This window comes from Streptomyces sp. NPDC002680 (assembly GCF_042889145.1).
In the GTDB taxonomy this organism is placed as follows: domain Bacteria; phylum Actinomycetota; class Actinomycetes; order Streptomycetales; family Streptomycetaceae; genus Streptomyces; species Streptomyces adonidis.
Map to the genome: position 1 here is coordinate 406414 of NZ_JBIAQP010000002.1, position 26671 is coordinate 433084.

27 protein-coding genes are annotated in these 26671 nt (G+C 69.3%); 21 read left to right on the plus strand and 6 right to left on the minus strand.

Going from position 1 to position 26671, the window contains the following annotated elements:
• Positions 1-45: 45 nt before the first annotated feature.
• The 15 genes from prmC (at position 46) to ACFYXF_RS08485 (ending at position 13824) form a co-directional block, all read left to right on the plus strand.
• The gene (prmC, locus tag ACFYXF_RS08415) at positions 46-885 is read left to right on the plus strand and encodes a peptide chain release factor N(5)-glutamine methyltransferase (protein ID WP_319211918.1); all 840 of its coding nucleotides are present in this window, start codon (positions 46-48) and stop codon (positions 883-885) included.
• 53 nt (positions 886-938) lie between these two features.
• Entirely contained in the window at positions 939-1586 is a 648-nt protein-coding gene (locus ACFYXF_RS08420) for an L-threonylcarbamoyladenylate synthase (protein WP_389348784.1), read from the plus strand.
• On the plus strand, positions 1583-2263 hold the full coding sequence (locus ACFYXF_RS08425; protein WP_389348785.1) for a protein-tyrosine-phosphatase: 681 nt from the start codon (positions 1583-1585) through the stop codon (positions 2261-2263). Before ACFYXF_RS08420 ends, ACFYXF_RS08425 begins: the two co-directional genes overlap by 4 nt.
• A gap of 156 nt (positions 2264-2419) precedes the next feature.
• On the plus strand, positions 2420-3667 hold the full coding sequence (glyA, locus tag ACFYXF_RS08430; RefSeq protein ID WP_389348786.1) for a serine hydroxymethyltransferase: 1248 nt from the start codon (positions 2420-2422) through the stop codon (positions 3665-3667).
• Between the two features lie 126 nt (positions 3668-3793).
• On the plus strand, positions 3794-5137 hold the full coding sequence (locus ACFYXF_RS08435; protein ID WP_389348787.1) for an MraY family glycosyltransferase: 1344 nt from the start codon (positions 3794-3796) through the stop codon (positions 5135-5137).
• 299 nt (positions 5138-5436) lie between these two features.
• Entirely contained in the window at positions 5437-5874 is a 438-nt protein-coding gene (locus tag ACFYXF_RS08440) for a hypothetical protein (protein ID WP_389348788.1), read from the plus strand.
• A gap of 273 nt (positions 5875-6147) precedes the next feature.
• Positions 6148-6918: a F0F1 ATP synthase subunit A gene (atpB, locus tag ACFYXF_RS08445; RefSeq protein WP_389349009.1), complete on the plus strand. Its 771-nt coding sequence runs from the start codon at positions 6148-6150 to the stop codon at positions 6916-6918.
• Positions 6919-6992: 74 nt separating this feature from the next.
• Positions 6993-7229: a hypothetical protein gene (locus ACFYXF_RS08450; RefSeq protein ID WP_015657805.1), complete on the plus strand. Its 237-nt coding sequence runs from the start codon at positions 6993-6995 to the stop codon at positions 7227-7229.
• A 38-nt stretch (positions 7230-7267) separates the two neighbouring features.
• Positions 7268-7816, plus strand: a complete 549-nt coding sequence (locus tag ACFYXF_RS08455) for a F0F1 ATP synthase subunit B (RefSeq protein ID WP_389348789.1) — start codon at positions 7268-7270, stop codon at positions 7814-7816.
• A gap of 2 nt (positions 7817-7818) precedes the next feature.
• On the plus strand, positions 7819-8634 hold the full coding sequence (locus ACFYXF_RS08460) for a F0F1 ATP synthase subunit delta (protein WP_389349010.1): 816 nt from the start codon (positions 7819-7821) through the stop codon (positions 8632-8634).
• A 158-nt stretch (positions 8635-8792) separates the two neighbouring features.
• Complete coding sequence (gene atpA, locus ACFYXF_RS08465) at positions 8793-10385, plus strand: F0F1 ATP synthase subunit alpha (RefSeq protein ID WP_389348790.1); 1593 nt, start codon at positions 8793-8795, stop codon at positions 10383-10385.
• A 20-nt stretch (positions 10386-10405) separates the two neighbouring features.
• Positions 10406-11323: a F0F1 ATP synthase subunit gamma gene (locus ACFYXF_RS08470; protein WP_389348791.1), complete on the plus strand. Its 918-nt coding sequence runs from the start codon at positions 10406-10408 to the stop codon at positions 11321-11323.
• Positions 11323-12759: a F0F1 ATP synthase subunit beta gene (gene atpD / locus ACFYXF_RS08475; protein ID WP_389348792.1), complete on the plus strand. Its 1437-nt coding sequence runs from the start codon at positions 11323-11325 to the stop codon at positions 12757-12759. The genes ACFYXF_RS08470 and atpD overlap by 1 nt, the downstream gene beginning before the upstream one ends.
• 112 nt (positions 12760-12871) lie before the next feature.
• Complete coding sequence (locus tag ACFYXF_RS08480; protein WP_189149593.1) at positions 12872-13246, plus strand: F0F1 ATP synthase subunit epsilon; 375 nt, start codon at positions 12872-12874, stop codon at positions 13244-13246.
• Between the two features lie 131 nt (positions 13247-13377).
• Positions 13378-13824: a DUF2550 domain-containing protein gene (locus ACFYXF_RS08485; RefSeq protein WP_389348793.1), complete on the plus strand. Its 447-nt coding sequence runs from the start codon at positions 13378-13380 to the stop codon at positions 13822-13824.
• Positions 13825-13850: 26 nt separating this feature from the next.
• On the opposite strand, the gene ACFYXF_RS08490 is transcribed toward ACFYXF_RS08485, so the two are convergent.
• The 3 genes from ACFYXF_RS08490 to ACFYXF_RS08500 form a co-directional block, all read right to left on the minus strand.
• Positions 13851-15668 (minus strand): glycosyl hydrolase family 18 protein, encoded by a 1818-nt coding sequence (locus tag ACFYXF_RS08490; protein WP_389348794.1) that lies wholly within the window; start codon positions 15666-15668, stop codon positions 13851-13853.
• Between the two features lie 128 nt (positions 15669-15796).
• Positions 15797-16465, minus strand: a complete 669-nt coding sequence (locus ACFYXF_RS08495; RefSeq protein ID WP_389348795.1) for a response regulator — start codon at positions 16463-16465, stop codon at positions 15797-15799.
• Entirely contained in the window at positions 16462-17661 is a 1200-nt protein-coding gene (locus ACFYXF_RS08500) for a sensor histidine kinase (RefSeq protein WP_389348796.1), read from the minus strand. The genes ACFYXF_RS08495 and ACFYXF_RS08500 overlap by 4 nt, the downstream gene beginning before the upstream one ends.
• Before the next feature lie 175 nt (positions 17662-17836).
• On the opposite strand from ACFYXF_RS08500, the gene ACFYXF_RS08505 reads away from it, so the two are divergent.
• Positions 17837-18457, plus strand: a complete 621-nt coding sequence (locus tag ACFYXF_RS08505; RefSeq protein WP_389348797.1) for a hypothetical protein — start codon at positions 17837-17839, stop codon at positions 18455-18457.
• Here ACFYXF_RS08505 and ACFYXF_RS08510 read toward each other — a convergent pair.
• Entirely contained in the window at positions 18374-18946 is a 573-nt protein-coding gene (locus tag ACFYXF_RS08510) for a cob(I)yrinic acid a,c-diamide adenosyltransferase (protein WP_389348798.1), read from the minus strand. The two genes, ACFYXF_RS08505 and ACFYXF_RS08510, sit on opposite strands and share 84 nt — an antisense overlap.
• Before the next feature lie 202 nt (positions 18947-19148).
• Between ACFYXF_RS08510 and ACFYXF_RS08515 the strand changes: the two genes are divergently transcribed.
• The 3 genes from ACFYXF_RS08515 (at position 19149) to ACFYXF_RS08525 (ending at position 23437) form a co-directional block, all read left to right on the plus strand.
• Positions 19149-19997 (plus strand): 3-hydroxyacyl-CoA dehydrogenase family protein, encoded by an 849-nt coding sequence (locus ACFYXF_RS08515; protein WP_369033095.1) that lies wholly within the window; start codon positions 19149-19151, stop codon positions 19995-19997.
• A gap of 211 nt (positions 19998-20208) precedes the next feature.
• Entirely contained in the window at positions 20209-20532 is a 324-nt protein-coding gene (locus tag ACFYXF_RS08520; protein WP_006382151.1) for an STAS domain-containing protein, read from the plus strand.
• Between the two features lie 247 nt (positions 20533-20779).
• Positions 20780-23437, plus strand: a complete 2658-nt coding sequence (locus tag ACFYXF_RS08525) for an ATP-binding protein (protein WP_389348799.1) — start codon at positions 20780-20782, stop codon at positions 23435-23437.
• A 79-nt stretch (positions 23438-23516) separates the two neighbouring features.
• On the opposite strand, the gene nucS is transcribed toward ACFYXF_RS08525, so the two are convergent.
• Positions 23517-24188, minus strand: a complete 672-nt coding sequence (nucS, locus tag ACFYXF_RS08530) for an endonuclease NucS (protein ID WP_189149603.1) — start codon at positions 24186-24188, stop codon at positions 23517-23519.
• A 298-nt stretch (positions 24189-24486) separates the two neighbouring features.
• Here nucS and ACFYXF_RS08535 point away from each other — a divergent pair, with 298 nt between their 5' ends.
• Positions 24487-24879 carry an SCO5389 family protein gene (locus tag ACFYXF_RS08535; protein WP_105970747.1) on the plus strand — a complete coding sequence of 131 codons (393 nt, stop codon included), beginning with the start codon at positions 24487-24489 and terminating at the stop codon, positions 24877-24879.
• Between the two features lie 91 nt (positions 24880-24970).
• Here the strand turns inward: ACFYXF_RS08535 and ACFYXF_RS08540 are convergent, their stop codons facing one another.
• Positions 24971-25999, minus strand: a complete 1029-nt coding sequence (locus ACFYXF_RS08540; RefSeq protein ID WP_389348800.1) for an LLM class flavin-dependent oxidoreductase — start codon at positions 25997-25999, stop codon at positions 24971-24973.
• A 291-nt stretch (positions 26000-26290) separates the two neighbouring features.
• Between ACFYXF_RS08540 and ACFYXF_RS08545 the strand changes: the two genes are divergently transcribed.
• Positions 26291-26623, plus strand: coding sequence for an ATP/GTP-binding protein (locus ACFYXF_RS08545; protein ID WP_389348801.1), 333 nt, complete (start codon positions 26291-26293; stop codon positions 26621-26623).
• Positions 26624-26671 lie beyond the last annotated feature (48 nt).

Sequence of the window (26671 nt, forward strand, 5' to 3'; positions counted from 1 at the left end):
AGCGTGCAGCAGAACATTGGGGGACGGCCCCCGAGCCCCCGCAGCGTGCTGCTCGCGGAGGTGGCCCAGGCCACCCAGCGGCTGGCCGACGCGGGTGTGCCCTCGCCGCGCAACGACGCGGAGGAACTCGCCGCGTTCGTGCACGGCGTGAAGCGGGGCACGCTGCACACCGTCAAGGACACCGACTTCGACGCCCGCTACTGGGAGGTCATCGCCCGCCGCGAGGCCCGTGAGCCGCTCCAGCACATCACCGGGCGGGCCTTCTTCCGGTACCTGGAACTCCAGGTCGGGCCAGGCGTGTTCGTGCCGCGCCCCGAGACCGAGTCGGTCGTCGGCTGGGCCATAGACGCCGTCCGCGCGATGGACGTCGTCGAGCCGCTGATCGTCGACCTGTGCACCGGCTCCGGCGCCATCGCGCTCGCCCTCGCCCAGGAGGTCCCGCGCTCCCGCGTGCACGCCGTGGAGCTGTCCGAGGACGCCCTGGCGTGGACCCGCAAGAACATGGAGGGGTCCAGGGTCGACCTGCGGCAGGGCAACGCCCTGGACGCCTTCCAGGACCTCGACGGCCAGGTCGACCTGGTCATCTCCAACCCGCCCTACATCCCGCTCACCGAGTGGGAGTACGTCGCCCCGGAGGCCCGGGACCACGATCCCGAACTCGCCCTGTTCTCGGGCGAGGACGGCCTCGACCTCATCCGGGGTCTGGAACGCACCGCCCACCGTCTGCTGCGTCCCGGCGGCGTCGTCGTCGTCGAGCACGCGGACACCCAGGGCGGCCAGGTGCCGTGGATCTTCACCGAGGAACGGGGCTGGGCCGACGCGGCCGACCACCCGGACCTCAACAACCGCCCCCGCTTCGCGACCGCCCGCAGGGCCATGCCGTGAGCGTCACCCAGACTTTCTACCCCCAGCAGTACGTGTACGAGGAGGCCCGCTAAATGGCTCGGCGATACGACACCAACGACGCGACCGACCGCACGACCGGTCTGCGCGAGGCCGCGTCCGCCGTCCGCCGCGGCGAGCTGGTGGTTCTCCCGACCGACACGGTCTACGGCATCGGTGCCGACGCGTTCTCCTCCGAGGCCGTCAACGACCTGCTGGAGGCGAAGGGCCGTGGTCGTGGCATGCCCACGCCTGTTCTGATCGGCTCCCCGAACACCCTGCACGGCCTGGTCACGGACTTCTCCGAGATGGCCTGGGAACTCGTCGACGCCTTCTGGCCGGGCGCCCTCACGCTCGTCGCCAAGCACCAGCCGTCCCTCCAGTGGGACCTCGGGGACACCCGTGGCACGGTCGCCGTACGCATGCCGCTGCACCCGGTCGCCATCGAGCTGCTGACCGAGGTCGGCCCCATGGCGGTCTCCTCCGCCAACCTGACGGGCCACCCGTCCCCCGAGGACTGTGACGCCGCCCAGGAGATGCTCGGCGACTCCGTCTCCGTCTACCTGGACGGCGGTCCCACGCCCGGAATCGTCCCGTCGTCGATCGTCGACGTCACGGGCAAGGTGCCGGTCCTGCTGCGTGCGGGCGCGCTGTCGGCCGACGAGCTGCGCAAGGTGGTCCCCGACCTCGAGGTGGCGAATTGACAGCCCCTGACGCGGGGCGTGGCATAGGCACGCGTACGGGGGTCACGGGGACTCAGCACTGGGACGGGGCCTCGCGGGACGCCTTCCGCATCCTTTATGTCAGCACCGGCAACGTATGCCGCTCACCGATCACCGAGCGGCTGACCAGGCATGCCCTGGCGGACCGGCTCGGCGACCCGCTGTGGGGCGGCCTCATCGTGGAGAGCGCCGGTACGTGGGGCCACGAGGGCGCGCCCATGGAGGCCAACGCGGAGGCGGTCCTCGCGGAGTTCGGCGCGGATCCCTCCGGGTTCACGGGGCGTGAGCTGCTCGACGAGCATGTGATCCGGGCGGACCTGGTGCTGACGGCGACGCGGGACCATCGCGCGCAGGTCATCTCGATGGGGCACTCGGCGGGGCTGCGCACGTTCACGTTGAAGGAGTTCACCCGCCTGGTGAAGGCGATCGACCCGGCGACGCTGCCGCCGCTGGACGACGGCATGATCCAGCGTGCCCGCGCGCTGGTCCGTGCGGCGGCGGCTCTACGCGGGTGGCTCCTCGCGCCCACGGCGGAGGCGGACGAGGTGTACGACCCGTACGGGGCCCCTCTGACCTTCTTCCGGTCGATCGGGGACGAGATACAGCAGGCGCTGGATCCGGTGGTGACGGCGTTGACCGGGGTGCCTGCGAAGGCCTGAGCGCCCTCGGTCCTGCCACTTGGTGTCGGCTTGCGGCTGCCGGCCCGTTGTGGCCGGTCGCGCAGTTCCCCGCGCCCCTTTAGGGCGCTGACGCGCCCATTCGGGGCGCTGCGGCCTACCCTGGGCATACGTCACCGTCGACGTCCGGAGTCCGTCATGTCGGTCGTACATGCCCTTGAGAGCGATGTTGATGTTCTGCGTCGGCAGGACCCCGAGCTTGCCGAAGTGCTGCTCGGGGAAGCCCAGCGGCAGGCGACCACGCTTCAGTTGATCGCCGCCGAGAACTTCACCTCGCCCGCCGTGCTGGCCGCGCTCGGCTCGCCGCTCGCCAACAAGTACGCCGAGGGATATCCCGGTGCCCGGCACCACGGCGGCTGCGAGATCGTCGACGTCGCCGAGCGCGTCGCCGTGGAACGGGCCAGGGCCCTGTTCGGCGCCGAACACGCCAACGTCCAGTCCCACTCCGGGTCTTCGGCCGTACTGGCCGCCTACGCCGCCCTCCTGCGCCCCGGTGACACCGTTCTCGCCCTCGGGCTGCAGTACGGCGGCCACCTCACCCACGGGTCGCCCGCCAACTTCTCCGGGCGCTGGTTCGACTTCGTCCCCTACGGGGTGGACGCGGAGAGCGGGCTCATCGACTACGAGCAGGTGGGGACCCTCGCCCGTGCACATCGCCCCAAGGCCGTCGTCTGCGGGTCCATCGCCTACCCCCGGCACATCGACTACGCCCTCTTCCGCGAGATCGCCGACGAGGTGGGCGCGTACCTGATCGCCGACGCGGCCCACCCCATCGGCCTCGTCGCCGGGGGAGCGGCGCCCAGTCCCGTGCCGTACGCCGATGTCGTCTGCGCGACCACCCACAAGGTGCTGCGCGGGCCGCGCGGCGGGATGCTGCTGTGCGGCGCCGAGCTGGCGGAACGGGTCGACCGGGCCGTTTTCCCGTTCACGCAGGGGGGCGCGCAGATGCACACGATCGCCGCCAAGGCCGTCGCCTTCGGCGAGGCGGCGACCCCGGCCTTCACGGCGTACGCCCATCAGGTGGTCGCCAACGCGCGCGTGCTGGCGTCGGGGCTCGCCGCCGAGGGGTTCGTCGTCACCACGGGCGGTACCGATACGCATCTCATCACCGTCGATCCGGCGCCGCTCGGCGTGGACGGACGTACCGCGCGGGGGCTGCTTTCCGCCGCGGGAGTGGTTCTCGACTGCTGTGCGTTGCCCCACGGGGAGGCCCGCGGACTACGGCTCGGGACGGCCGCGCTGACCACGCAGGGGATGGGAGAAGCCGAGATGGCGCGGGTCGCGGTGCTGGTCGCGGGTGTGCTGCGCGGGGCTGTGGAGAGTGGTGGGGCGCGTGAAGAGGTGCGGGAGCTGGCCGGTAGATTTCCGCCGTATCCCGGGCCGTGAGGGGTAATCGTCAACCTGTGCACAGGCCCGCGTGCAACCATCGTCGCTACCCGGAAGTCCCCAACCTTAAGCGTCCCTCGCTAGGGTGTGGGGCCTGGATGGCCAGCGAGACCTGTGGGGAAGCCCGTGCGTGAATACCTGCTGACGCTCTGCATCACGGCCGCGGTGACGTATCTGCTGACAGGGCCGGTACGGAAGTTCGCGATCGTGGCCGGAGCGATGCCGGAGATCAGGGCCCGTGACGTGCACCGGGAACCCACTCCGCGGCTCGGCGGGATCGCGATGTTCTTCGGGCTGTGCGCCGGACTGCTGGTCGCCGACCACCTCACCAACCTCCACGAGGTCTTCGAGACGTCGAACGAGCCGAGGGCACTGCTCTCCGGTGCCGCCCTCATCTGGCTGATCGGGGTGCTCGACGACAAGTTCGAGATCGACGCCCTGATCAAGCTCGGCGGGCAGATGATCGCCGCCGGTGTGATGGTCATGCAGGGTCTGACGATCCTGTGGCTGCCGATCCCGGGCGTCGGCAACGTCGCGCTGACCCAGTGGCAGGGCACCCTGCTGACGGTCGCGCTCGTCGTCATCACCATCAACGCGGTCAACTTCGTCGACGGCCTGGACGGCCTCGCGGCCGGCATGGTGTGCATCGCGTCGGCCGCGTTCTTCCTCTACGCCTACCGGATCTGGGTCTCGTACGGCATCGAGGCCGCCGCCCCGGCCACCCTGTTCGCGGTGATCCTCATGGGCATGTGCCTCGGTTTCCTGCCGCACAACATGCACCCCGCGCGGATCTTCATGGGCGACTCCGGGTCGATGCTCATCGGGCTTGTGCTGGCCGCCGGAGCGATCTCCATCACGGGGCAGATGGACCCCGACGCGATGAACCTGTTCTCCGGGTCCGAGCGCGAGACCGTGCACCAGATGGTGCCGGTCTACATCCCGCTGCTGATGCCGCTCACCATCATCGCGATCCCGGCCGCCGACCTGGTGCTGGCCATCGTGCGGCGCACCTGGCGCGGCCAGTCGCCGTTCGCGGCCGACCGGGGGCATCTGCACCACCGGCTCCTGGAGGTCGGCCACTCGCACAGCAGGGCCGTCCTGATCATGTACTTCTGGTCGGCGCTCATCGGCTTCGGCGCTCTGTCCTACTCGGTCAACAACGCGTCCATGTGGATCGTCCTCAGTGTGGTGGCACTGAGCGCGATCGGGCTCGTACTCCTGCTGCTGCCGCGCTTCACCCCGCGTACCCCGCGCTGGGCCGAGGGCTTCGTGCCGCCGCGCTACCGGCGCGGCCGGGGGGCGGAGGGGCCGGCGGCCGAGGCCATGGCACCCGCCGCGTCCACGCCCTCCGTACCCGCGGAACAACACCACGCACCCGTGCGGGCCGGTGTCTCCGGAGTCAACGGAGCGACGGCGATCGGTCCCCGTTCGCGGCTCCTGGACCGGCGTAAGGCCGGGTCGTCACGCTGACGCAAGGTAAGAATCTGACTAACACTTTGCTTGAGCCCGCGCGGCCAAAGTGCCCCAATACCAGACAAGTGGGCGCCGATTCTGCACAGACGCGCGGGTTCACTCTCATGTGTGACACCGAGCACACCATCCAGGTAAAGACCTCATCAAATAGTTTGTGATACGGTTCACGAGAACCCAGGACAGAGCCGAAGGACCGTGGTGCGACGGTCCATTGGTGTGAGGTATCCACTCTCCGTCCAGGACTACGCTCGTCCATGACGACACCCCACGCCCCCTGCGAAAGCGGAGTTGCCGCCATGCCGTCCAATGACGCCCGGAACCTTCTGCACACCGCTGTCCCCACAGCGGCTGTCGGCGCGATCGTCATCGCCGTCAGCGCCGGGGTCGCCGGTGGCAAGGGGGCCATCGGCGCTGCGGTCGGCACGGTCATCGCGATTCTCTTCATGGGTATCGGGCTCTACGTGTTGCAGTGGACGGCAAAAACGCTCCCGCACCTGTTCCAGGCCATGGGGCTGATGCTCTACGTCGCCCAGTTGCTGCTGTTGCTGATCTTCGTGGGCCTGTTCCAGGACACCGACGCCTTCAATCCGAAGGCCTTCGCGGTCGCCCTGGTCGTGTCGACCGTCGTGTGGATGGCGGCGCAGGCCCGTGCGCACATGAAGGCCAAGATCTTCTACATCGATCCGGACTCGGCGAAGACTGAAAAGTCCGAGAAGTCCGGGTCGACGTCGTGAGGGGTAGGGCCGGGATAAAGGCAGTCGGGTTCTCCTGCTATCGTCCGGTGCCAACTGCGGCATCGCGGGCGCGGGCATCTGAGCTGACGCCTGCTCAATCGCGAGGCTTGATGCCCGAAAGCCGCCCCCACATCCGTTTCACCAGTCCAGTGCCGACCCGCGGCTGCGTGCCGCGCCGACACAACGAGGTTGCCGTACCCATGCGTCACGCCGAAGGAGCCCGTGGTGAGTGCTGACCAGACCCAGCTCGCCTTTGACTGGAGCTGTCGGATCATGTCCGACAACGGGTGTGGTTTTCCGGCTCCGGGCCTGCACTCATTCCTCTTCCAGCCGATCGCCGAGGTCGGCGGGTTCGAGTTCAACAAGGTGATGCTGCTCGCGCTCGTCACCACGCTTCTGGTCGTCACCTTCTTCACGCTTGCCTTCGGCAAGGCGAAGGTGGTGCCGGGCAAGCTCCAGATGATCGGCGAGGCGGGATACGACTTCGTACGCCGCGGCATCGTCTACGAGACCCTCGGCAAGAAGGAGGGCGAGAAGTACGTCCCCCTGATGGTCTCGCTGTTCTTCTTCATCTGGATCATGAACATCTGGTCCGTGATCCCGCTGGCACAGTTCCCGGTGTCGTCGATCATCGCGTTCCCGATGGTGCTGGCCGCCATCGTCTACGTGCTCTGGGTGTCGCTGACCTTCAAGAAGCACGGCTTCGTCGGCTTCTTCAAGAACGTCACCGGCTACGACAAGTCGCTCGGCCCGGTGCTGCCGCTCGTGATGGTCATCGAGTTCTTCTCGAACCTGCTGGTCAGGCCGTTCACGCACGCGGTCCGACTGTTCGCCAACATGTTCGCCGGCCACTTGATGCTGGTGATGTTCACGGTCGCCTCCTGGTACCTGCTGAACGGCGCGATGGTCCCGGCGGCCGGTATCTCCTTCGTGATGACCATCGTCATGATCCTCTTCGAGCTTTTCGTGCAGGCGGTCCAGGCATACGTCTTCGTGCTCCTCGCCTGCTCGTACATTCAGGGTGCTCTCGCCGAGCACCACTGAGCACACCTCCCGCAAGCCCCAAGCGTCCGGTGGCCAACCCCCGCCGGTCACATGAAACAGAAGGAAGATTCAGCATGGCTGCCACTGAGACCCTTGCCGCTGTCTCCGGTTCGCTCGGTTCCATCGGCTACGGCCTCGCCGCCATCGGCCCCGGCGTCGGCGTCGGCATCATCTTCGGCAACGGCACCCAGGCGCTTGCCCGTCAGCCCGAAGCTGCCGGCCTGATCCGCGCCAACCAGATCCTCGGCTTCGCCTTCTGTGAGGCGCTCGCCCTCATCGGCATCGTCATGCCGTTCGTGTTCGGTAAGTAATCACCCCTTACCCACACGTATCGACGAAAGGCACTGATGTGATCGACAACCTGGTGCGGTTCGCCGCCGAGGAGGAGCAGAACCCGCTCCTCCCGCCCGGCCCCGAGCTGCTCGTCGGCACCATCGCCTTCGCCATCGTGTTCTTCTTCTTCTGGAAGAAGCTGCTTCCGAACATCAACAAGGTTCTGGAGGAGCGTCGCGCGGCGATCGAAGGCGGCATCGAAGAGGCCGACGCCATGAAGGTCGAGGCCCAGAGCGTTCTTGAGCAGTACAAGGCTCAGCTCGCCGAGGCCCGGCACGAGGCCGCGCGGCTGCGCCAGGAGGCGCAGGAGCAGGGTGCCACGCTCATCGCCGAGATGCGCGCGGAAGGCCAGCGGCAGCGCGAGGAGATCGTCGCCGCCGGTCACTCCCAGCTCGACGCCGACCGCAAGGCCGCCTCGTCCGCGCTCCGCCAGGACGTCGGCAAGCTCGCCACCGAACTGGCCGGCAAGCTCGTCGGTGAGTCCCTGGAGGACCACGCCCGGCAGAGCCGTGTGATCGACCGTTTCCTCGATGACCTCGAGGAGAAGGCCGAGGCGACTCGATGAGCGTGCACGGAGCCAGTCGCGAGGCTGCCGCCGCCGCACGTGAACGTCTCGACGCGCTGACGGACTCGACGTCCGCCGACGCGAAGAAGCTGTCCGAGGAGCTGGCCGCGGTCACCGCGGTGCTGCACCGCGAGGTGTCGCTGCGTCGGGTCCTCACCGACCCGTCGCAGTCCGGAGAGTCCAAGGCCGAACTGGCCCAGCGCCTCTTCGGCAGCCAGGTCGGCGGGCCCACCACCGACCTGCTGGCCGGCATGGTGCGCTCCCGCTGGTCGCGTTCGCGCGACCTGGTGGACGCGCTGGAGGAGCTGGCGGACATCGCCGACCTCACGGCCGCCCAGCAGGCGGGCACGCTCGACAACGTCGAGGACGAGCTGTTCCGGTTCGGCCGGATCGTCTCTTCGAACACCGAGCTGCGCGCCGCGCTGACCGACCGTGCCGCGACCACCGGCGCCAAGGGCGAGCTGCTGCGCAGCCTGCTCGGCGGCAGGGCCGAGGCCACGACCGAGCGTCTGGTGACGCGCCTTGTGACCGCGCCGCGGGGACGTAGCCTGGAAGCGGGACTCGAGTCCCTGTCCAAGCTCGCCGCCGACCGCCGGGACCGCATGGTCGCCGTCGTCACCTCGGCGGTCCCGCTGAGCGACCCGCAGAAGCAGCGCCTCGGCGCCGCCCTCGCGAAGCTCTACGGCCGCCAGATGCACCTCAACCTCGACGTGGACCCCGAGGTCCTCGGCGGGATCCGGGTGCTGGTCGGCGACGAGGTCATCAACGGCAGCATCGCGGACCGCATCGAGGACGCCGGCCGCCGCATGGCGGGCTAGCTCGCCGGCGGTCACGCAGCACGCAGCAACTCAATACTCGTAGTACGTACTTGACTACGGCCCTGGTTGGGCCGTGCAGAGGATTCACCTCTTACTGGGGGGAGTCCCCATCCCCCCAAGTGAAACTTCGGGCCCAACAAGGAGAGCAGGGAACCCAGATGGCGGAGCTCACGATCCGGCCGGAGGAGATCCGGGACGCGCTGGAGAACTTTGTCCAGTCGTACAAGCCGGACGCGGCCTCGCGCGAGGAGGTCGGTACGGTCACCCTTGCCGGCGACGGCATCGCGAAGGTCGAGGGCCTCCCCTCGGCCATGGCCAACGAACTGCTGAAGTTCGAGGACGGCACCCTCGGTCTCGCGCTCAACCTCGAAGAGCGCGAGATCGGTACCGTCATCCTCGGCGAGTTCAGCGGCGTCGAGGAGGGCCAGCCGGTCACCCGTACCGGCGAGGTTCTGTCGGTGGCCGTCGGCGAGGGCTACCTCGGCCGCGTCGTCGACCCGCTCGGCAACCCGATCGACGGCCTCGGCGAGATCGAGACCAGCGGTCGTCGCGCCCTGGAGCTGCAGGCTCCGGGCGTCATGGCGCGCAAGTCGGTGCACGAGCCGATGGAGACGGGCTACAAGGCCGTCGACGCGATGACCCCGATCGGCCGTGGCCAGCGTCAGCTGGTCATCGGTGACCGCCAGACCGGCAAGACCGCCCTGGCCGTCGACACGATCATCAACCAGCGTGACAACTGGCGCTCGGGCGACCCGAAGAAGCAGGTCCGCTGCGTCTACGTCGCCATCGGCCAGAAGGGCTCGACCATCGCCTCCGTGCGTGGCGCCCTCGAAGAGGCCGGCGCGCTGGAGTACACGACCATCGTCGCCGCCCCGGCGTCCGACCCGGCCGGCTTCAAGTACCTCGCGCCGTACACCGGTTCGGCCATCGGCCAGCAGTGGATGTACGAGGGCAAGCACGTCCTCATCATCTTCGACGACCTCTCGAAGCAGGCCGACGCCTACCGCGCCGTGTCCCTCCTGCTGCGCCGCCCGCCGGGCCGTGAGGCCTACCCGGGTGACGTCTTCTACCTGCACTCCCGTCTGCTGGAGCGTTGCGCGAAGCTCTCCGACGAGCTGGGCGCGGGCTCGATGACCGGTCTGCCGATCGTCGAGACGAAGGCCAACGACGTCTCGGCGTTCATCCCGACCAACGTCATCTCCATCACCGACGGCCAGTGCTTCCTGGAGTCGGACCTGTTCAACGCCGGTCAGCGCCCCGCGCTGAACGTCGGTATCTCGGTCTCCCGCGTCGGTGGTTCGGCCCAGCACAAGGCCATGCGCCAGGTGTCCGGCCGACTCCGTCTCGACCTCGCCCAGTACCGCGAGCTGGAGGCGTTCGCCGCCTTCGGTTCCGACCTGGACGCCGCGTCGAAGTCCCAGCTGGAGCGCGGTCAGCGCCTCGTCGAGCTGCTCAAGCAGCCGCAGTACGAGCCGATGGCCACCGAGGACCAGGTCGTCTCCATCTGGGCCGGCACCACCGGCAGGATGGACGAGGTACCGGTCAACGACATCCGCCGCTTCGAGAAGGAGCTCCTCGAGTACCTGCACCGCAAGGAGCAGGGCCTCATGACCTCCATCAAGGAGGGCGCCAAGATGTCGGACGACACCATCACCGCCATCGGCGACGCCGTCGCGGAGTTCAAGAAGCAGTTCGAGACCTCGGACGGCAAGCTCCTCGGCGAAGACGCTCCGGCCGCCGCGGCCAAGTGACGACGGAAGGGACCTGACTCATGGGAGCCCAGCTCCGGGTCTACAAGCGTCGCATCCGATCCGTCACCGCGACCAAGAAGATCACCAAGGCGATGGAGATGATCGCCGCCTCGCGCGTCGTCAAGGCGCAGCGCAAGGTGGCGGCCTCCGCGCCGTACGCGACCGAGCTGACACGCGCGGTCACGGCGGTCGGTACCGGTTCGAACACCAAGCACCCGCTGACCACGGAGGCGGAGACGGCGACCCGTTCCGCGGTGCTGCTCCTCACGAGCGACCGCGGACTGGCCGGCGCCTTCAACTCCAACGCGATCAAGGCCGCCGAGCAGCTGACGGCGCGCCTTGAGGCGGAGGGCAAGGAGGTCGACACGTACATCGTCGGCCGCCGCGGTCTGGCCCACTACAACTTCCGCGAGCGCAAGGTCGTGGAGTCGTGGTCGGGCTTCACCGACGAGCCGACGTACGCGGACGCCAAGAAGGTCGCGGGTCCGCTCATCGAGGCCATCGAGACGGAGACGGCGGACGGCGGCGTGGACGAACTCCACATCGTCTACACCGAGTTCGTCTCGATGATGACGCAGACGGCGGTCGACAGCCGCCTGCTGCCGCTCCGCCTCGACGAGGTGGCGCAGGAGTCGGCCGGCAAGGGCGAGATCCTTCCGCTGTACGACTTCGAGCCGTCGGCGGAGGACGTCCTGGACGCCCTGCTGCCGCGGTACGTCGAGAGCCGTATCTACAACGCGCTGCTCCAGTCGGCTGCCTCCAAGCACGCCGCCACGCGCCGCGCGATGAAGTCGGCCACCGACAACGCGGGAGACCTGATCACCAGCCTCTCCCGACTTGCCAACGCGGCCCGCCAGGCCGAAATCACCCAGGAAATCAGCGAGATCGTCGGTGGCTCCGCAGCCCTGGCCGACGCGACCGCGGGGAGTGACAGGTAATGACGACGACAGTTGAGACGGCCGTTGCCACGGGCCGCGTCGCCCGGGTCATCGGCCCGGTCGTCGACGTGGAATTCCCCGTCGACGCCATGCCGGAGATCTACAACGCCCTTCACGTCGAGGTGGCCGACCCGGCCCTCGCCGGCGAGAAGAAGACGCTGACCCTGGAGGTCGCCCAGCACCTGGGTGACGGCCTGGTCCGCACGATCTCGATGCAGCCCACCGACGGTCTGGTCCGCCAGGCCGTGGTCACCGACACGGGTACGGGCATCACCGTCCCGGTCGGCGACTTCACCAAGGGCAAGGTGTTCAACACCCTCGGTGAGGTGCTGAACACGGACGAGACGTACGACGGCGAGCGCTGGTCCATCCACCGCAAGGCCCCGCGCTTCGACGAGCTCGAGTCGAAGACCGAGATGTTCGAGACCGGCGTCAAGGTCATCGACCTTCTCACCCCGTACGTCAAGGGTGGAAAGATCGGTCTGTTCGGCGGTGCCGGCGTCGGCAAGACGGTGCTCATCCAGGAGATGATCTACCGCGTCGCCAACAACCACGACGGTGTCTCCGTGTTCGCCGGTGTCGGCGAGCGCACCCGTGAGGGCAACGACCTCATCGAGGAGATGGCCGACTCGGGCGTCATCGACAAGACCGCGCTGGTCTTCGGTCAGATGGACGAGCCCCCGGGCACCCGTCTGCGCGTGGCCCTCGCCGGTCTGACCATGGCGGAGTACTTCCGCGATGTGCAGAAGCAGGACGTGCTGTTCTTCATCGACAACATCTTCCGCTTCACGCAGGCCGGTTCCGAGGTCTCGACCCTGCTCGGCCGGATGCCCTCCGCGGTGGGTTACCAGCCGAACCTGGCCGACGAGATGGGTCTCCTCCAGGAGCGCATCACCTCGACCCGTGGTCACTCGATCACCTCGATGCAGGCGATCTACGTCCCCGCGGACGACCTGACCGACCCGGCCCCGGCCACCACCTTCGCCCACCTCGACGCGACGACGGTGCTCTCCCGTCCGATCTCCGAGAAGGGCATCTACCCGGCCGTGGACCCGCTGGACTCCACGTCCCGCATCCTGGACCCCCGCTACATCGCGGCGGACCACTACAACACGGCCATGCGTGTCAAGACGGTCCTGCAGAAGTACAAGGACCTTCAGGACATCATCGCGATCCTCGGTATCGACGAGCTGGGCGAAGAGGACAAGCTCGTCGTCCACCGCGCCCGTCGCGTGGAGCGCTTCCTGTCCCAGAACACCCACGTCGCCAAGCAGTTCACCGGCGTCGACGGGTCGGACGTACCGCTGGACGAGTCGATCGTGGCGTTCAACGCGATCATCGACGGCGACTACGACCACTTCCCGGAGCAGGCGTTCTTCCTCTGCGGTGGCATCGAGGACCTCAAGGCCAACGCCAAGGAGCTGGGCGTCTCCTGAACTCCCTGAGTTCGTGTGAGGGGGCGGGCGCGTCCCGCCCCCTCACTCACGCCCACTAGACTTGTAACCAACACCCGGCAGAACAGCCGGGTGGTGACCCGAGGAGCCAACCTTGGCTGCTGAGCTGCACGTCGAGCTGGTCGCTGCCGACCGTCAGGTCTGGTCCGGCGAGGCCACCCTGGTCGTCGCGCGCACCACGTCCGGCGACATCGGCGTCATGCCCGGTCACCAGCCGCTGCTCGGTGTGCTGGAGTCGGGCCCGGTGACCATCCGTACGAGTGACGGTGGAACGGTCGTCGCCGCGGCGCACGGCGGTTTCATCTCCTTCGCCGACAACAAGCTGTCGCTGCTGGCGGAGATCGCCGAGCTGGCGGACGAGATCGACGTCCAGCGCGTGGAGCGGGAGCTGGAGCGCGCGAAGGCGGAGGGCGACGCGTCCGCCGAGCGGCGTGCCGACGTCCGGCTGCGGGCCGTGGCGGCGCGCTGACCCTGGCGTACCAGTGTGATGCTTTGCCTCAGCCGCGGCTGGGACCGGTTCGCTCCGGCCCTGGCCGCGGCTGAGGCGAATCCGGATGTTTTTTCTTTTCCGTTACCTAGGAGACGAGGAGGTCGGTGTCGATGATCCTCGCTCTGACTGTGTGCGGCTTGGTAGTGGCGCTCGTGGTGGTGGGCCTGTTCGTCTTCGGTCTGCGCCGCCGACTCATCCAACGCTCCGGCGGTACGTTCGACTGCAGCCTTCGTTGGGACGTACCGGAGAAACCCGACCCCAGCGGCAAGGGTTGGGGCTACGGCGTCGCCCGCTACAACGGCGACCGCATCGAGTGGTACCGCGTCTTCTCGTACTCCCCGCGTCCGCGCCGCGTTCTGGAACGCTCGCTGATCGAGGTGGCCGGCCGTCGTGCCCCCGACGGCGAGGAGGAGCTGGCCCTGCTCTCGGACGCGGTCGTGCTGGCCTGTCTCCATCGCGGGACGAGACTCGAACTGGCGATGAGCGACGACGCGCTGACCGGGTTTCTCGCGTGGCTGGAAGCAGCCCCGCCCGGTCAGCGCGTCAATGTTGCTTGATGTTGCTTGATCCCTGGATCAGATCTTTAGCTCAGGCCGGTGTTGATCGCGCTCACCAACTCCCCGTTGGTCGTGTCGCCGCTGAACTCCCAGAAGAAGGCGCCGCCCAGGGACTGGTTCTTGGCCCAGGTCATCTTCCCGGCGATCGTCGCGGGGGTGTCGTACGACCACCAGTTGTTGCCGCAGTACGCGTACGCCGTACCGGCGATCGTGCCGGTCGCGGGACAGGAGTTCTTGAGGACCTTGTAGTCCTCGATGCCCGCCTCGTACGTGCCCGGTGCAGCGCCCGTCGCCGAGCCGCCCGGGGCCGCCTGGGTGACGCCGGTCCAGCCACGCCCGTAGAAGCCGATGCCCAGCAGGAGCTTCGCCGCCGGGACGCCCTTCGCCTTGAGCTTGGCGATGGCGTCGGCCGAGTTGAAGCCCGCGACCGGGATACCGGAGTACGAGGTGAGCGGCGAGTGCGGAGCGGTCGGGCCGTCCGCGTCGAAGGCGCCGAAGTAGTCGTACGTCATCACGTTGTACCAGTCGGCGTAGGCCGAGGCGCCGCCGTAGTCGGCCGCGTCGAGCTTGCCGCCGGAGGAGCCGTCGGCCGTGATGGCCGCGGTGACCAGGTAGTTGGAGCCGAACTCCGTGCGCAGCGCCGACATCAGGTTCTTGAAGGCCGCGGCACCGGAGGTGTCACAGGTCAGGCCGCAGGCGTTCGGGTACTCCCAGTCGATGTCGATGCCGTCGAAGACGTCCGCCCAGCGTGAGTCCTCGACAACCGCCTTGCAGGAGGCGGCGAACGCGGCCGGGTTGGCGGCGGCCTGCGCGAAGCCGCCGGAGTAGGTCCAGCCGCCGAAGGAGTAAAGGACCTTGATGTTCGGGTACTTGGCCTTCAGCTGACGCAGCTGGTTGAAGTTGCCGCGCAGCGGCTGGTCCCAGGTGTCGGCCACGCCGGACACCGACTGGTCGGCGGTGTACGCCTTGTCGTACGCGGCGTAGGTGTCGTCGACGGTGCACTTGCCGTCCTTGACGTTGCCGAACGCGTAGTTGATGTGGGTGATCTTCGCCGCCGAGCCCGAGGTCACCAGGTTCTTGACGTGGTAGTTGCGGCCGTAGACGCCCCACTCGGTGAAGTAGCCGAGCTTGACCTTGTTCCCGGTGGGCGGGTTGGTGCCGCCGGTGGTGCGCACGGCGACCGCGCCGCTCACCGGGCCCAACTGGTCGGCGGTGTCCCGGGCCTGGACCGTGTACGAGTAGTCCGTACCGGCGGTCAGACCCGTGTCCGTGTACGAGGTGGTCGTCACCGTCGCGACCTTGGTGCCGCCGCGCAGCACGTCGTAGTTCTTGATGCCTTTGTCGTCGGTGGCCGCGCTCCAACTGAGCGTCGCCGACGTGTTGGTGATGCCGGAGGCGGTCGGAGTGCCGGGCGCGGAGGGGGCGTTGTCGCCGGGGACCGTGCCGCCGTCACAACTGCCGCTGTTCAGCTTGCAGTTGGTGGGGGAGCCGGAGCCGGCGCCGTTGAAGCCGAAGGAGACGGCGGCGCCGGGGGCCAAAGTGCCGTTCCAGGACTTGTTCTTGGCGGTCCAGTGGGTGCCGGACGAGGTGACGTCCGCGTCCCAGGCCGAGGTGACGGACGTACCGGAGGGGAAGTCCCACTCGACCGTCCATGAACTGATCGTCGTGGTACCGGTGTTGGTGACCGTCCACTTGCCCTCGAAGCCGGTGCCCCAGTCCTGGGTCTTGGCGTAGGTGGCGGTGGCCGAGGTGGCTGCCTCGGCCGGGCTCGCGAGGCCGACCATGGCGGCGAGGGGGAGCAGCAGGGTGGTCAGGCCTGCGGTGAGCCGGTGTCTGAAGCGCATGACGCGCCTCCTTGGGGGAGTCATGGGGGCGTGACTGAGCCTCACACCCACGGTGCCGCGAGAATAGGAAGGTCTGGACCACGGGTCAATAGGTCTGGACCACTTCGGCCAAGGCTCGCCCGAGTCGCCTAAACCCCCAACTCCTGTGCCAGTACCGCCGCTTGGACCCGACTGCGCAGCTCCAGCTTGCCCAGCAACCGGCTGACGTGCGTCTTCACCGTCGCCTCGGCCATGTCGAGACGGGTCGCGATGTCCGCGTTGGACAGCCCCTCGCCGAGACACGACAGCACCTCGCGCTCCCGACGGGTGAGGGCGTCCAGGACAGCCGGATCGGCCTTCGGCTCCCGTGCCGACCCGGACGCGAACTCGGCGATGAGCCGCCGGGTGACCGCCGGGGCGATCAGCCCTTCCCCTCGCGCCACTGTCCGTACCGCGTCGATCAGATCCCGCGCCTCCGTGTTCTTCAGCAGGAAGCCGGAGGCGCCCGCGCGCAGCGCCCCGAAGACGTACTCGTCGAGATCGAAGGTGGTCAGGACGAGAACGTCGGCGAGGCCCTCCGCGACCACCTGCCGGGTCGCCGACACCCCGTCCAGGCGCGGCATCTGAATGTCCATCAGCACCAGATCCGGCCGCAGTTCACGGGCCAGCGCGACCGCCTGCTCCCCGTCCGCCGCCTCCCCGGCGACCTCGATGCCGGGCGCACTGCCCAGGATGAGGACGAGCCCGGCCCGTACGGCCGACTGGTCCTCGGCGACGAGCACCCGGATCGGCCGGTCTGCCCGTCCTGATTCCGTCATAGGTCTTCTCCTTCGGCTTCGGTGAGGGGCAGCGTGGCGCGTACGGCCCAGTGGGCGCCGTCCGCTCCCGCCGCGAAGGTGCCGCCCAGCAGCGCGACCCGCTCCCGCATCCCGACCAGACCGGCGCCGGAGCCAGGGGCGCGCGGGCTGTCGTGATCGCCGTACGGGCTGGTCACGGCGATGCACAGCGAGCAGTCCCGCCGGGTGAGCGCCACCGTGACCCGGCCGGGGGAGGCGTGCTTGAGGGCGTTGGTCAGGGACTCCTGGACGATGCGGTACGCGGCCAGCTCGACCGGCGCGGGCAGGGTGCCGAGGTCGGTGTCGAAGTCTCCGGTGCCGGTGTCGAGGGTGACGTTGAGGCCGTTGGTGCGGGCGCCGTCGACCAGTGAGCCGAGGCCGTCCAGGGTCGGGGCCGCCGCCGGTTCCAGGTCGCCGCCGCTGTCGCGCAGGATGCCGATCAGTCGGCGCATCTCGGCCAGTCCCGCCACGCTGTTCTCGCGGATGACACCGAGGGCCTGCTTCGAGGTGTCCGGGTCGTCGATGGAGAGCGCGGCCGTGGAGTGGATCGCGATGGCGGAGAGGTGGTTGGCGACCATGTCGTGCAACTCCCGTGCCATCCGGGCCCGTTCGGAGACGACCGCCTGGGTGCGGTCGAACTCGGCGAGCAGCGCGGTCTGTTCGGCGCGCAGCCGGGCGGACTCGGCGGCGTCACGGTGGTTGCGGACGATCAGACCGGTGGCGGCGGGCGTGAATCCGACGACGCCGATGACCACACCGATGAGCAGCGCCTGCGGCTCCCGCCAGATGGCGAAGGGCACGACCGTGCCGGCCACCGAGAGCAGCCCGGTGATCCGGGGGACACGGCGTGCGGTGCCGGGCGGCCCGTACAGCACGGCCGCGTACACGAGGTCGGTGAACATCACGAGGGTGACCAGGCTGCCCTGGGTGACGGTGTCCAGAGCCAGCGCGGCCGTGCCGATCAGCAGACCCGTGCGCGGGCGGGTCCGCCGGAGCAGCTCGCAACCGGCGGTCACGAAGAGCGGCAGCAGCACCGGCCAGCGCCCGTCCCAGAGCACCATCGGCTCACCGGCCGGCCGGGTGCCGAGACCGACGCCCCAGAACAGCAGCCCGCCGAGCAGTCCGGCGAGCGCGATGCGCACGTCGTCGCGGTGCGGGCGGGGGAGTCGCGGGGCCATGACTCCATCCAACACGGCCGGGGCGCCGCCCGCCTGATCCCCGGGAAGGGTCCCGAACTGCATCTTTCGATGTACGGCGACTTCCTCACCGCCGACGACGAAACGGACACGGACGGCCGGGAGCCTGGAAGGAGAACGGATTCCCTGAACTGACTTTCACCGGAAGGAGCGAGTCGTGATCGTCGCGTTGATCATCGCCTGCGAGGTCGGCTTCTGGGTGCTGCTGGCGCTCGGACTGGCCGTCCGGTATCTGCTGAAGTGGCGCCGGACCAGCGTGGTGCTGCTGCTCTGCGAGCCACTGCTGGAACTGGTCCTGTTCACCGTGACGGCGATCGACCTGAAGAACGGCGCCGAACCGGGCTGGGAGCACGGCCTGGCCGCGCTGTACATCGGCTTCACGGTGGCGTACGGCCACTACACGATCCGCTGGCTCGACGGCCACGCGGCCCACCGCCTGGCCGGGGGCCCGCCCCCGCCGAAGCCGCCCCGCTACGGCATGGCGCGCGCCCGCCACGAGGGCGCGCTGTGGCTGCGTACGGTCGTGGCGGCCGGCGTCGCGTGCGCGCTGCTCCAAGCGGCGGTCTGGTACGTGGGCGACGGGGACACCTCATCCCTGCGGTCCTTCCAGTGGACGGCGCTCAGGGCCGCCGGCATCCACGGCCTGATCGCGCTGACGTACACGATCTGGCCCAAGCGGGACCCGAACCCCGGGTCAGCGCTCCCCACCAGGGACCCAGAGCACGTCCCCGACCTCCTTGTTGGCGGTACGGGCCAAGATGAAAAGCAGGTCCGATAGCCGGTTGAGGTAGGTGGCGGTGAGCGGATTCATGACCTCGCCATGCACCTCCAGCGCAGCCCAGGTCGAGCGCTCGGCCCGGCGTACCACCGTGCACGCCTGGTGCAGCAGGGCCGCGCCGGGGGTGCCGCCGGGCAGGATGAACGACCGCAGTTTCTCCAGGTCTTCGAGGAACCGGTCGCAGTCCGCCTCCAGCTTGTCGATGTAGGCCTGCTCGACCCGCAACGGCGGAAACTCCGGATTCTCGACCACCGGGGTAGCCAGATCCGCTCCCACGTCGAACAGGTCGTTCTGCACCCGGGTCAGCACCTTGACGACCGCCTCCGCAAGCCCACCGAGGGCGACGGCGGTCCCGATCACCGCGTTCGCCTCGTTGGCGTCGGCGTACGCCGAGATCCGCAGATCGGTCTTGGCGACCCGGCTCATGTCCCCGAGGGCGGTGGTGCCCTTGTCGCCGGTCCTGGTGTAGATGCGCGTCAGATTGACCATGCGGCCAGAGTAGTAACGCCGCTCGCCAACCGCTCAACTAGGCCGTCCGAGGGGCCGAATGAGCCACGTCGGTGTGATGTCCGTCAGATGAGACGTGACGCGCATTACTTACCGGTCACACAGCACCCTCACGACCGCTATGGTCCGCCGGAGAGGCCCATACACGAGGGACACGTAAACAGCGCGTCAGGGGAGTCGCACAGTGGCACGGAAGCTTGCCGTCATCGGAGCCGGCCTGATGGGTTCCGGCATCGCACAGGTCTCTGCCCAGGCGGGCTGGGACGTCGTACTGCGCGATGTCACCGACGAAGCGCTCACCCGTGGCACCGACGGCATCAAGGCCTCGTACGACAGGTTCGTGAGCAAGGGCAAGCTCGCCGAGGCCGATGCCGAGGCCGCTCTTGGGCGGATCACCGCCACCACCGACCTCGACGCCGTCGGCGACGCGGACATCGTCGTCGAGGCCGTGTTCGAGAAGCTGGAGGTCAAGCACGAGATCTTCCGCGCGCTCGACAAGATCGCGCGCGACGACGCCGTGCTCGCCTCCAACACCTCCGCCATCCCCATCACCAAGATCGCCGCCGTGACCGACCGCCCGGACCGGGTCGTCGGTGCGCACTTCTTCTCGCCGGTGCCGATGATGCAGCTCTGCGAGCTGGTCCGCGGCTACAAGACGAGCGACGAAACCCTCGCCACCACACGGGAGTTCGCCGAGTCCGTCGGCAAGACCTGCATCGTCGTCAACCGGGATGTCGCCGGTTTCGTGACGACCCGGCTGATCTCGGCGCTCGTCGTCGAGGCGGCCAAGCTGTACGAGTCCGGTGTCGCCACCGCGGAGGACATCGACCTCGCCTGCAAGCTCGGCTTCGGGCACGCCATGGGCCCGCTGGCCACCGCCGACCTCACCGGGGTCGACATCCTGCTGCACGCCACGAGCAACATCTACACCGAGTCCCAGGACGAGAAGTTCGCTCCTCCGGAGCTGATGCGCCGGATGGTTGACGCCGGTGACATCGGTCGTAAGAGCGGGCAGGGCTTCTACAAGCACTGAGCGGGAATCAGCAGTCGTAGACGGAAGCAATCAGCAACAACTCAGTAGTAGTCAACAGGCACGGAAACCGCACGAACCCCTCAGGCATCACCCTGTGGGGTGAATTGGGTATCGGTTCGCTCACAGACGGCAACCTGGCCGCCCCTCAGGCAGTCAGACGTTGCATCACCTACCGACGCGGAGCACGACGACGCACTCCCGGGGAGCGTATATGTACATCAGGGGCGACCACGCCGAGCTGGTCGTCGGGGGCCGCCTCGACGTCCGCAGCGCGGCGGACGCCCGTACGGTCCTGCACACGGCCGTCGACACAGGCGTCGGCGATCTGGTGCTGGACCTGTCCGAGCTGGACTCCTGGGACGCCACCGGGCTCGGGGTGATCATGGGAGCCCACCGGCGGTGCGGGCGGTGCGGCCGACGGCTGGTGCTGCGCGACGTACCACCGCAGATGCAGCGCCTGCTGGTGGCCACCCGGCTGCACCGGATCCTGGCGATCGAGGGCGGTATCGGGGTGGAGTCACTGCCCAGAGTGTGAAACACAGGGTGTGGACACCCTGTGTGAAACGCGCGTTGCGCACAATCCTCACGAGACTGTGACGTCTCGGACGGCGCGGTACCCCGGACTGTCGTAGATACTGTGCGAAGGTTTAGGGTTCGGTCGCCCGCTGCCTGACATCCCACGAGCGGGCCCGGACCAGAAGCGACAGCGCAGTGTGCAGCAAGGCCGGGAGGGGCCTGGGTCTTGCGACCCGCACACGACGCTTTTGGGGGGCTTGAACCTTATGGACCCGAACAACCAGGGCTCCGAGGAGTACGGCCACGACGCCGACGGCACCACGCCGCGTCAGCGCCCGCCTCGCGACGCCCTCACATCCGACTTCGGCCAGCACACACCCGCGCTCGCCCGCACGGCACAGCTCGTCTCGGGCGACTACCTGCTCACGATCAACCCGGTCGACGGCAGCGAGATAGAGATCTGCCCGCCCGGTGAACGGCCCGGCCGGCCGGCCAAGCTCACCGCGGCCGAGCGTGCCGAGATCACCCGCGCGGCCACGCCACCCGTACCGCCCGGGCCCGCGCAGCCCGAACTCCCGCTCCTGGAGCGCGACGGCGAGCGCGAGCGGCTGGTGCGGCTGCTGGCCCGCGGCCGTTCCGTACGTCTCACCGGTCCGCCCGGCTCCGGCCGCACCACGCTCCTCGACGCCGTGGCCGCGGACTGCGCGGACCTCGCGCCCGACGGCGTGGTCCGCCTCAGCGGCCTCCGCCGCACCCAGACCGACCTCCTCTACGACCTCTTCTACGCCGTCTACGGCGCACCTCTGTACCGGCCGGAACCGGACGAACTGCGCGACCTGGTCCGGGAGGCCGGCGCTGTCGTCGTCCTGGACGACGTGGAGTTCGGCGGCGCCGCGCTCGACGAACTCATCGACGCGACCCCCGAGTGCGCCTTCCTGATCAGCGCCACCCCCGATGTGCCCGCGCCGTCCGCCGACGCGCTGATCGAGGAGCTGTTCCTCGACGGCCTCGACCGGGCCGGTGGCCTGGAACTCCTTGAGCGTGCCGTCGGCCGTGTCCTCACCGAGGAGGAGGCCAACTGGGCCGGCGACCTCTGGTTCGAGTCCGAGGGCCTGCCCCTGCGGTTCGTCCAGGCCGGCGCCCTGCTCAGGCAGCGCGACGGCCTGCGCGCCAGCGCCGACGCCTTCGACGAGTTCGGCGTCTTCCAGGACATCCCGGTCGACGCGCCCTTCGACTCCGGCGAAGAACACGACGTACCGCTGCCCTCGCTCGCCGAGGGTGCCGCGCCCGCGCCGCTGCTCGCCTCCCGGCTCAGCGAGTCCGCGCGGGAGACGCTGCGCTTCGCCGTCGCGCTCGGCGGCGAGGTGCCCCACCAGGCCCATCTGCCCGCGCTCGTCGACGACGCCCACGCGGACGCCGCCCTCGGCGAGCTGCTCGGCTGTGCGCTGGTCTCCCCGGTCGGCTCGCACTACCGGCTCGCGGCCGGGGTACTGGCCCAGCTGGAGGCCGCCGGGTACGGGGAGGGTGCCCAGGAACGGGCGATCAGCGCCGCCCAGCACTACTCCTGGTGGGCCGGGCACCCGTCCGTGACCCCCGAGCGGGTCTGCGCGGAGGCCGACGCCCTGCTGGCCGCCCTCGACGTGCTCGTCCCGGTCACGGTGCCGCCGGGGGAGGACGAGGAGAGCACAGCCGTACAGCTGGCCCGCACCGCGGCGCCCGCCTTCGCGGCCGGTCTGTACTGGAGCGCCTGGGAACGCGTCCTGCGTTCGGGTGCCGAGGCCGCCCGGCTCGCCGGGGAGGTCGCGGAACAGGCCTATTTCCACCACGAGTTGGGCATCCTCGCGCTCTGCGGCGAACAGCTCGACGAGGCCCGCGCCGAGCTGGAGGCCGCCATCGGCCTGCGCGGCGCCCTCGTCGACAAGCGCGGCATGGTCGCGGGCCGTCGCGCCCTCACCCTGGTCGCGGACCGGTCCGGCGACACCCCCGGCCTCGGCTCGGGCCCCGGCTCCACGGCGGGCGAGGAGGTGCCGGACGCGCGGTACGAGGAGTCGGCGTCGCCGCCCGGCGGGGTCCCGGCCGTCTTCGGCGCCGCGGGCTATCCGCCGCTCCAGCCGTCGGGCACGGGTTTCGGTTCGGCCTCCGGTACCGGTTCCGGTTCGGGGTCCGCTTACGGGTCCGGTGACTTCCCGGCGACGGTCATCACATCCCGGTCCGGGGGCGGCGGGGCGCACAAGGCCTCGGGCCTCCAGCGGCTCGTCGGCGGTGCCCGGCGCAACCTCGTGGCCGTCGGCGCGGGCGCCCTGCTCGCGGCGGTGCTCGGCACGGTGGTGACGCTGGGGGCGACCTCGAACCCCAACGACGCGCCGTCCGACCAGGTGGGCGTCAACCCGTCCGCCAGCGCGGGCAACGACGACGACAGTCTCGGCGCCGACAAGGCCGACAAGGCCGACAACGGCGACAGCGACAGCAACGGCGACACCGGCACGGCCACCAGCCGCCCGACCGACCCGGGGCCCGACGGCACCTGGGGCACGTCGGACGACCCGACACCGCCGCCCTCGGGCGGGCAGGAGCCGTCGGACGACCCGACGGGGACGAAGACGCCGGGTGGCGGTAACGGAGGCGGGGGCGGCACCACGTCTCCGACGGACGACCCGACGACGACCGCGCCGACGGACGATCCGACGACGCCGGACCCGACCACCCCGGACCCGACCACCCCCGATCCGACCACGCCTGACCCGACCACCCCGGACCCGACGACGCCCGACCCGACGACGCCGGATCCCACCCCGGACACCACGACGTCGGCCAGCGGCCCGGCCGAGACGGCGAGCGAACCGGCGAGCGAGCCGGCGAGCTCTCCGGCCGACGACACCAGCGTCCCGGCCACGACGACGTCCAGCGAGGCGACGGTCATCTGACAGCACGACGAAGGGGCGGGTCCGTGGCAACGGACCCGCCCCTTCGCCGTACGACCAGCCCTGCAACCTTGAACAGCCGTCAGAACAGCCGGAGTTTGTCGTCCTCGATGCCCCGCAGAGCGTTGTAGTCCAGCACCGCGCAGCCGATGCCCCGGTCCGTGGCGAGTACGCGGGCCTGGGGCTTGATCTCCTGGGCGGCGAAGATGCCGCGGACCGGCGCGAGGTGCGGGTCGCGGTTCAACAGCTCCAGGTAGCGCGTGAGTTGCTCCACACCGTCGATCTCACCGCGCCGCTTGATCTCGACCGCGACCGTCGCGCCCTCGGAGTCCCGGCACAGGATGTCGACCGGGCCGATGGCCGTCATGTACTCGCGGCGGATGAGCGTGTAGCCGTCGCCGAGGGTCTCGATGCGGTCGGCGAGCAGTTCCTGGAGGTGTGCTTCCACGCCGTCCTTGATCAGGCCGGGGTCGACGCCGAGTTCATGGGAGGAATCGTGAAGGATCTCCTCCATCGTGATGATGAGCTTCTCGCCCGCCTTGTTGATGACCGTCCAGATCCCCTCCTCTTCGCCTGCCCCCTCCTTCAACGTGCAGGGCGGAGACATCCAGTTGAGAGGCTTGTAGGCGCGGTCGTCCGCGTGGATCGAGACGCTGCCGTCAGCCTTGACCAGGATGAGACGGGGGGCCGACGGGAGATGAGCGGTGAGCCGGCCCGCGTAGTCCACGGAACAGCGCGCAATGACGAGACGCATGGTCGGCAACGCTACTCGACGCGTGGTGCTCCACGCGATTCGCCCACCTCACAGTGCCGATGAGGGCTTGCTGGGCCGAAGGAACATGCCAGGGGCAACTGTTCGTTGTTGGCTGATTGTGTTCCTACCGGGACGGTTCTGACCGGTCCTGTATCCGCGTTTTCCTGGTGCCGTCACGGTCCGTTGCATACCGTAGTAACCGGGAGGTCGCGATGCATCTACGGAGCGTGCTCGGTGTCGCGGACTCCCTTTCCCTGTCCGGCAACCCCCGCGACCCGGGGGTGCGAGAGGAGAACCCATGTCGCTCGACGTCTCACCGGCCCTACTCGAACAGGCCGAGCGAGGCGAGGTCGACGAAGCTGAATTCGTCGACTGCGTCCGGACCTCCCTGCCCTACGCATGGGAGATGATCAGCTCCCTGGTGGCCCAGCTGAAGGTGGACGGCGGAGACTTCGCCGACAACCAGACGCCGCCGCCGGACGAGCAGGCACGTGGCCAGCTGCTGCGTGCGCTGGCGAGTGACGCGATTCGCGGCGCGCTGCAGCGGCACTTCGGGGTGCGGCTGGCCTTCCAGAACTGCCACCGGGTGGCGGTGTTCCCGCTGGACGCCTCGGTTGACGTCAAGCTGGCCCGCTTCACCTCGGTGCGCAGCCAGTTGCTGAACCAGTCGCCGGAATTCCGGGACTGCTGAGGTGAATTGAGGCACCGGCTTGCCGCTCCGTACGCGGGAGGTGTTTCTGTACGGGGCGGCAAGCTACCCGCGGCAGCCGGGAGATGGGAGTTCAGCGCAGCTGCGCGAGCACCTCGGTCCCCAGCCGTCGTACGTTCTCCTCGGTGGCCGCGAGGTCGCCGGAACCCTCGATGAGCAGCGCGAAGCGGGAGATGCCCGTCCGTTCGGACGTGGCCGCGAGCCGGTCGGCGCACAGCCTGGGGGTGCCCACCGGGTGCAGTCCGCAGAGGAGTTCGGTGTACGCCACCGGGTCCCGCATCGAACGCTCCCGGTCGTCCACCGTGACATGTGCTTCCAGCCCCTGACGCAGCCAGCCCGGCATCGCCTTCATCAGCGTCTCGACCGCGTCCGTACGCCGGTCCGCGATCTGGCAGACGCCGGCCGACACATGGGCGGCGCCGTGGATCTCGTCCGCCGGACGCCCCGCCGCACGGGCCAGCCGCCGCCACAGGGTGACCATCTCGGCCTTCTCCTCGTCCCCGACATGCATCCCGAGGAGCATCGGCAGCCCGCGCTCGGCGGCCAGCCGCACACTCGCCGGCGAGGTGCACGCGACGACGACCTCCGGCCCCGCCGTGTCCGACAGGGACTCCGACGGGCTGGGTACGACGGGCACCTCACGGAACCTGAACCGGTCGCCGTCGGCCGACACGGACGGTTCGCGCAGCCAGCGGACCAGCAGATCGAGTGATTCCGGGAAGGCCTTCTCGTACGCCTCGATCCCCGTCCCGAAGACCTCCAGGTCGACCCACGGCCCGCCGCGCCCCACGCCCAGCGTGAACCGCCCGCCGGACGTCAGATGCAGCAGCGCCGCCTGCTCGCCGAGCATCACGGGGTGGGTGGTGGGCAGCACGCTCACCGCCGTACCGACCCGGATGCGCCGGGTGCGGCCCAGCAGCAGCGCGGCCAGGGTCGTCGCGGACGGGCAGGTGCCGTACGGCACGAAGTGGTGCTCCGCCAGCCAGACCGTGTCGAGACCCGCCTCCTCGGCGACCTCGGCGGACCGGACCGCTCGGTGCAGCGCCTCCCCCTGACCCTGGCCCGGGAACTGGGCCGCCAGCACAAAACTACCTACGCGCATTGCTCTTTCCTGCTTCCTAGGCCCCGACATGGAGCTCCCCCGCACGGCATAACCGCTCGACACGTGCCGAAGTCACGGGTTGGCGGAGAGATTGGCGGATTGTCTGCAGAATCGGGCAACCGGGCGAAGAGTGGCCGGGGTGCCGACGGCGGACCGGTGGGGGACCGACGGGGGATTCGAGAAGGGGTTCGAGAGAAGTTCGTACGACGGTGCTGACTTACTTCTACCCCGGATCGCGCCGCGTAGGCTGGAGACGACTCCTGCCCCCTGAACCGCTCCGTGAGGTGTTCCGTGTCCCCGCGCCGCAACCGCCCCCAAGGCCCCGGCTCGCCCGGCCGGAGCGCCGACGAGGACGACTCCGGCCGCTACGGCGGCTTCCAGTCCTCGGAGGACTGGCAGGGCGAGAGCTGGAACGTCCGGCATGTGGCGGGCGCCAGCGCCCAGGGCAAGACGTACCGCTGCCCGGGCTGCGACCAGCTGATCCCGTCCGGCGTCCCGCACGTCGTCGCGTGGGCCGAGCACGCGGGCGTGGACGACCGCCGCCACTGGCACAAGGCGTGCTGGAACGCGAAGGACCGCCGCACCACGCGGGTGCAGCGGTCCCGTAACGCACCAAGATTCTGAACCAACTCACCTGTCGGCTCGCGGAGTTCACCCCTCCGGGTGAATCAG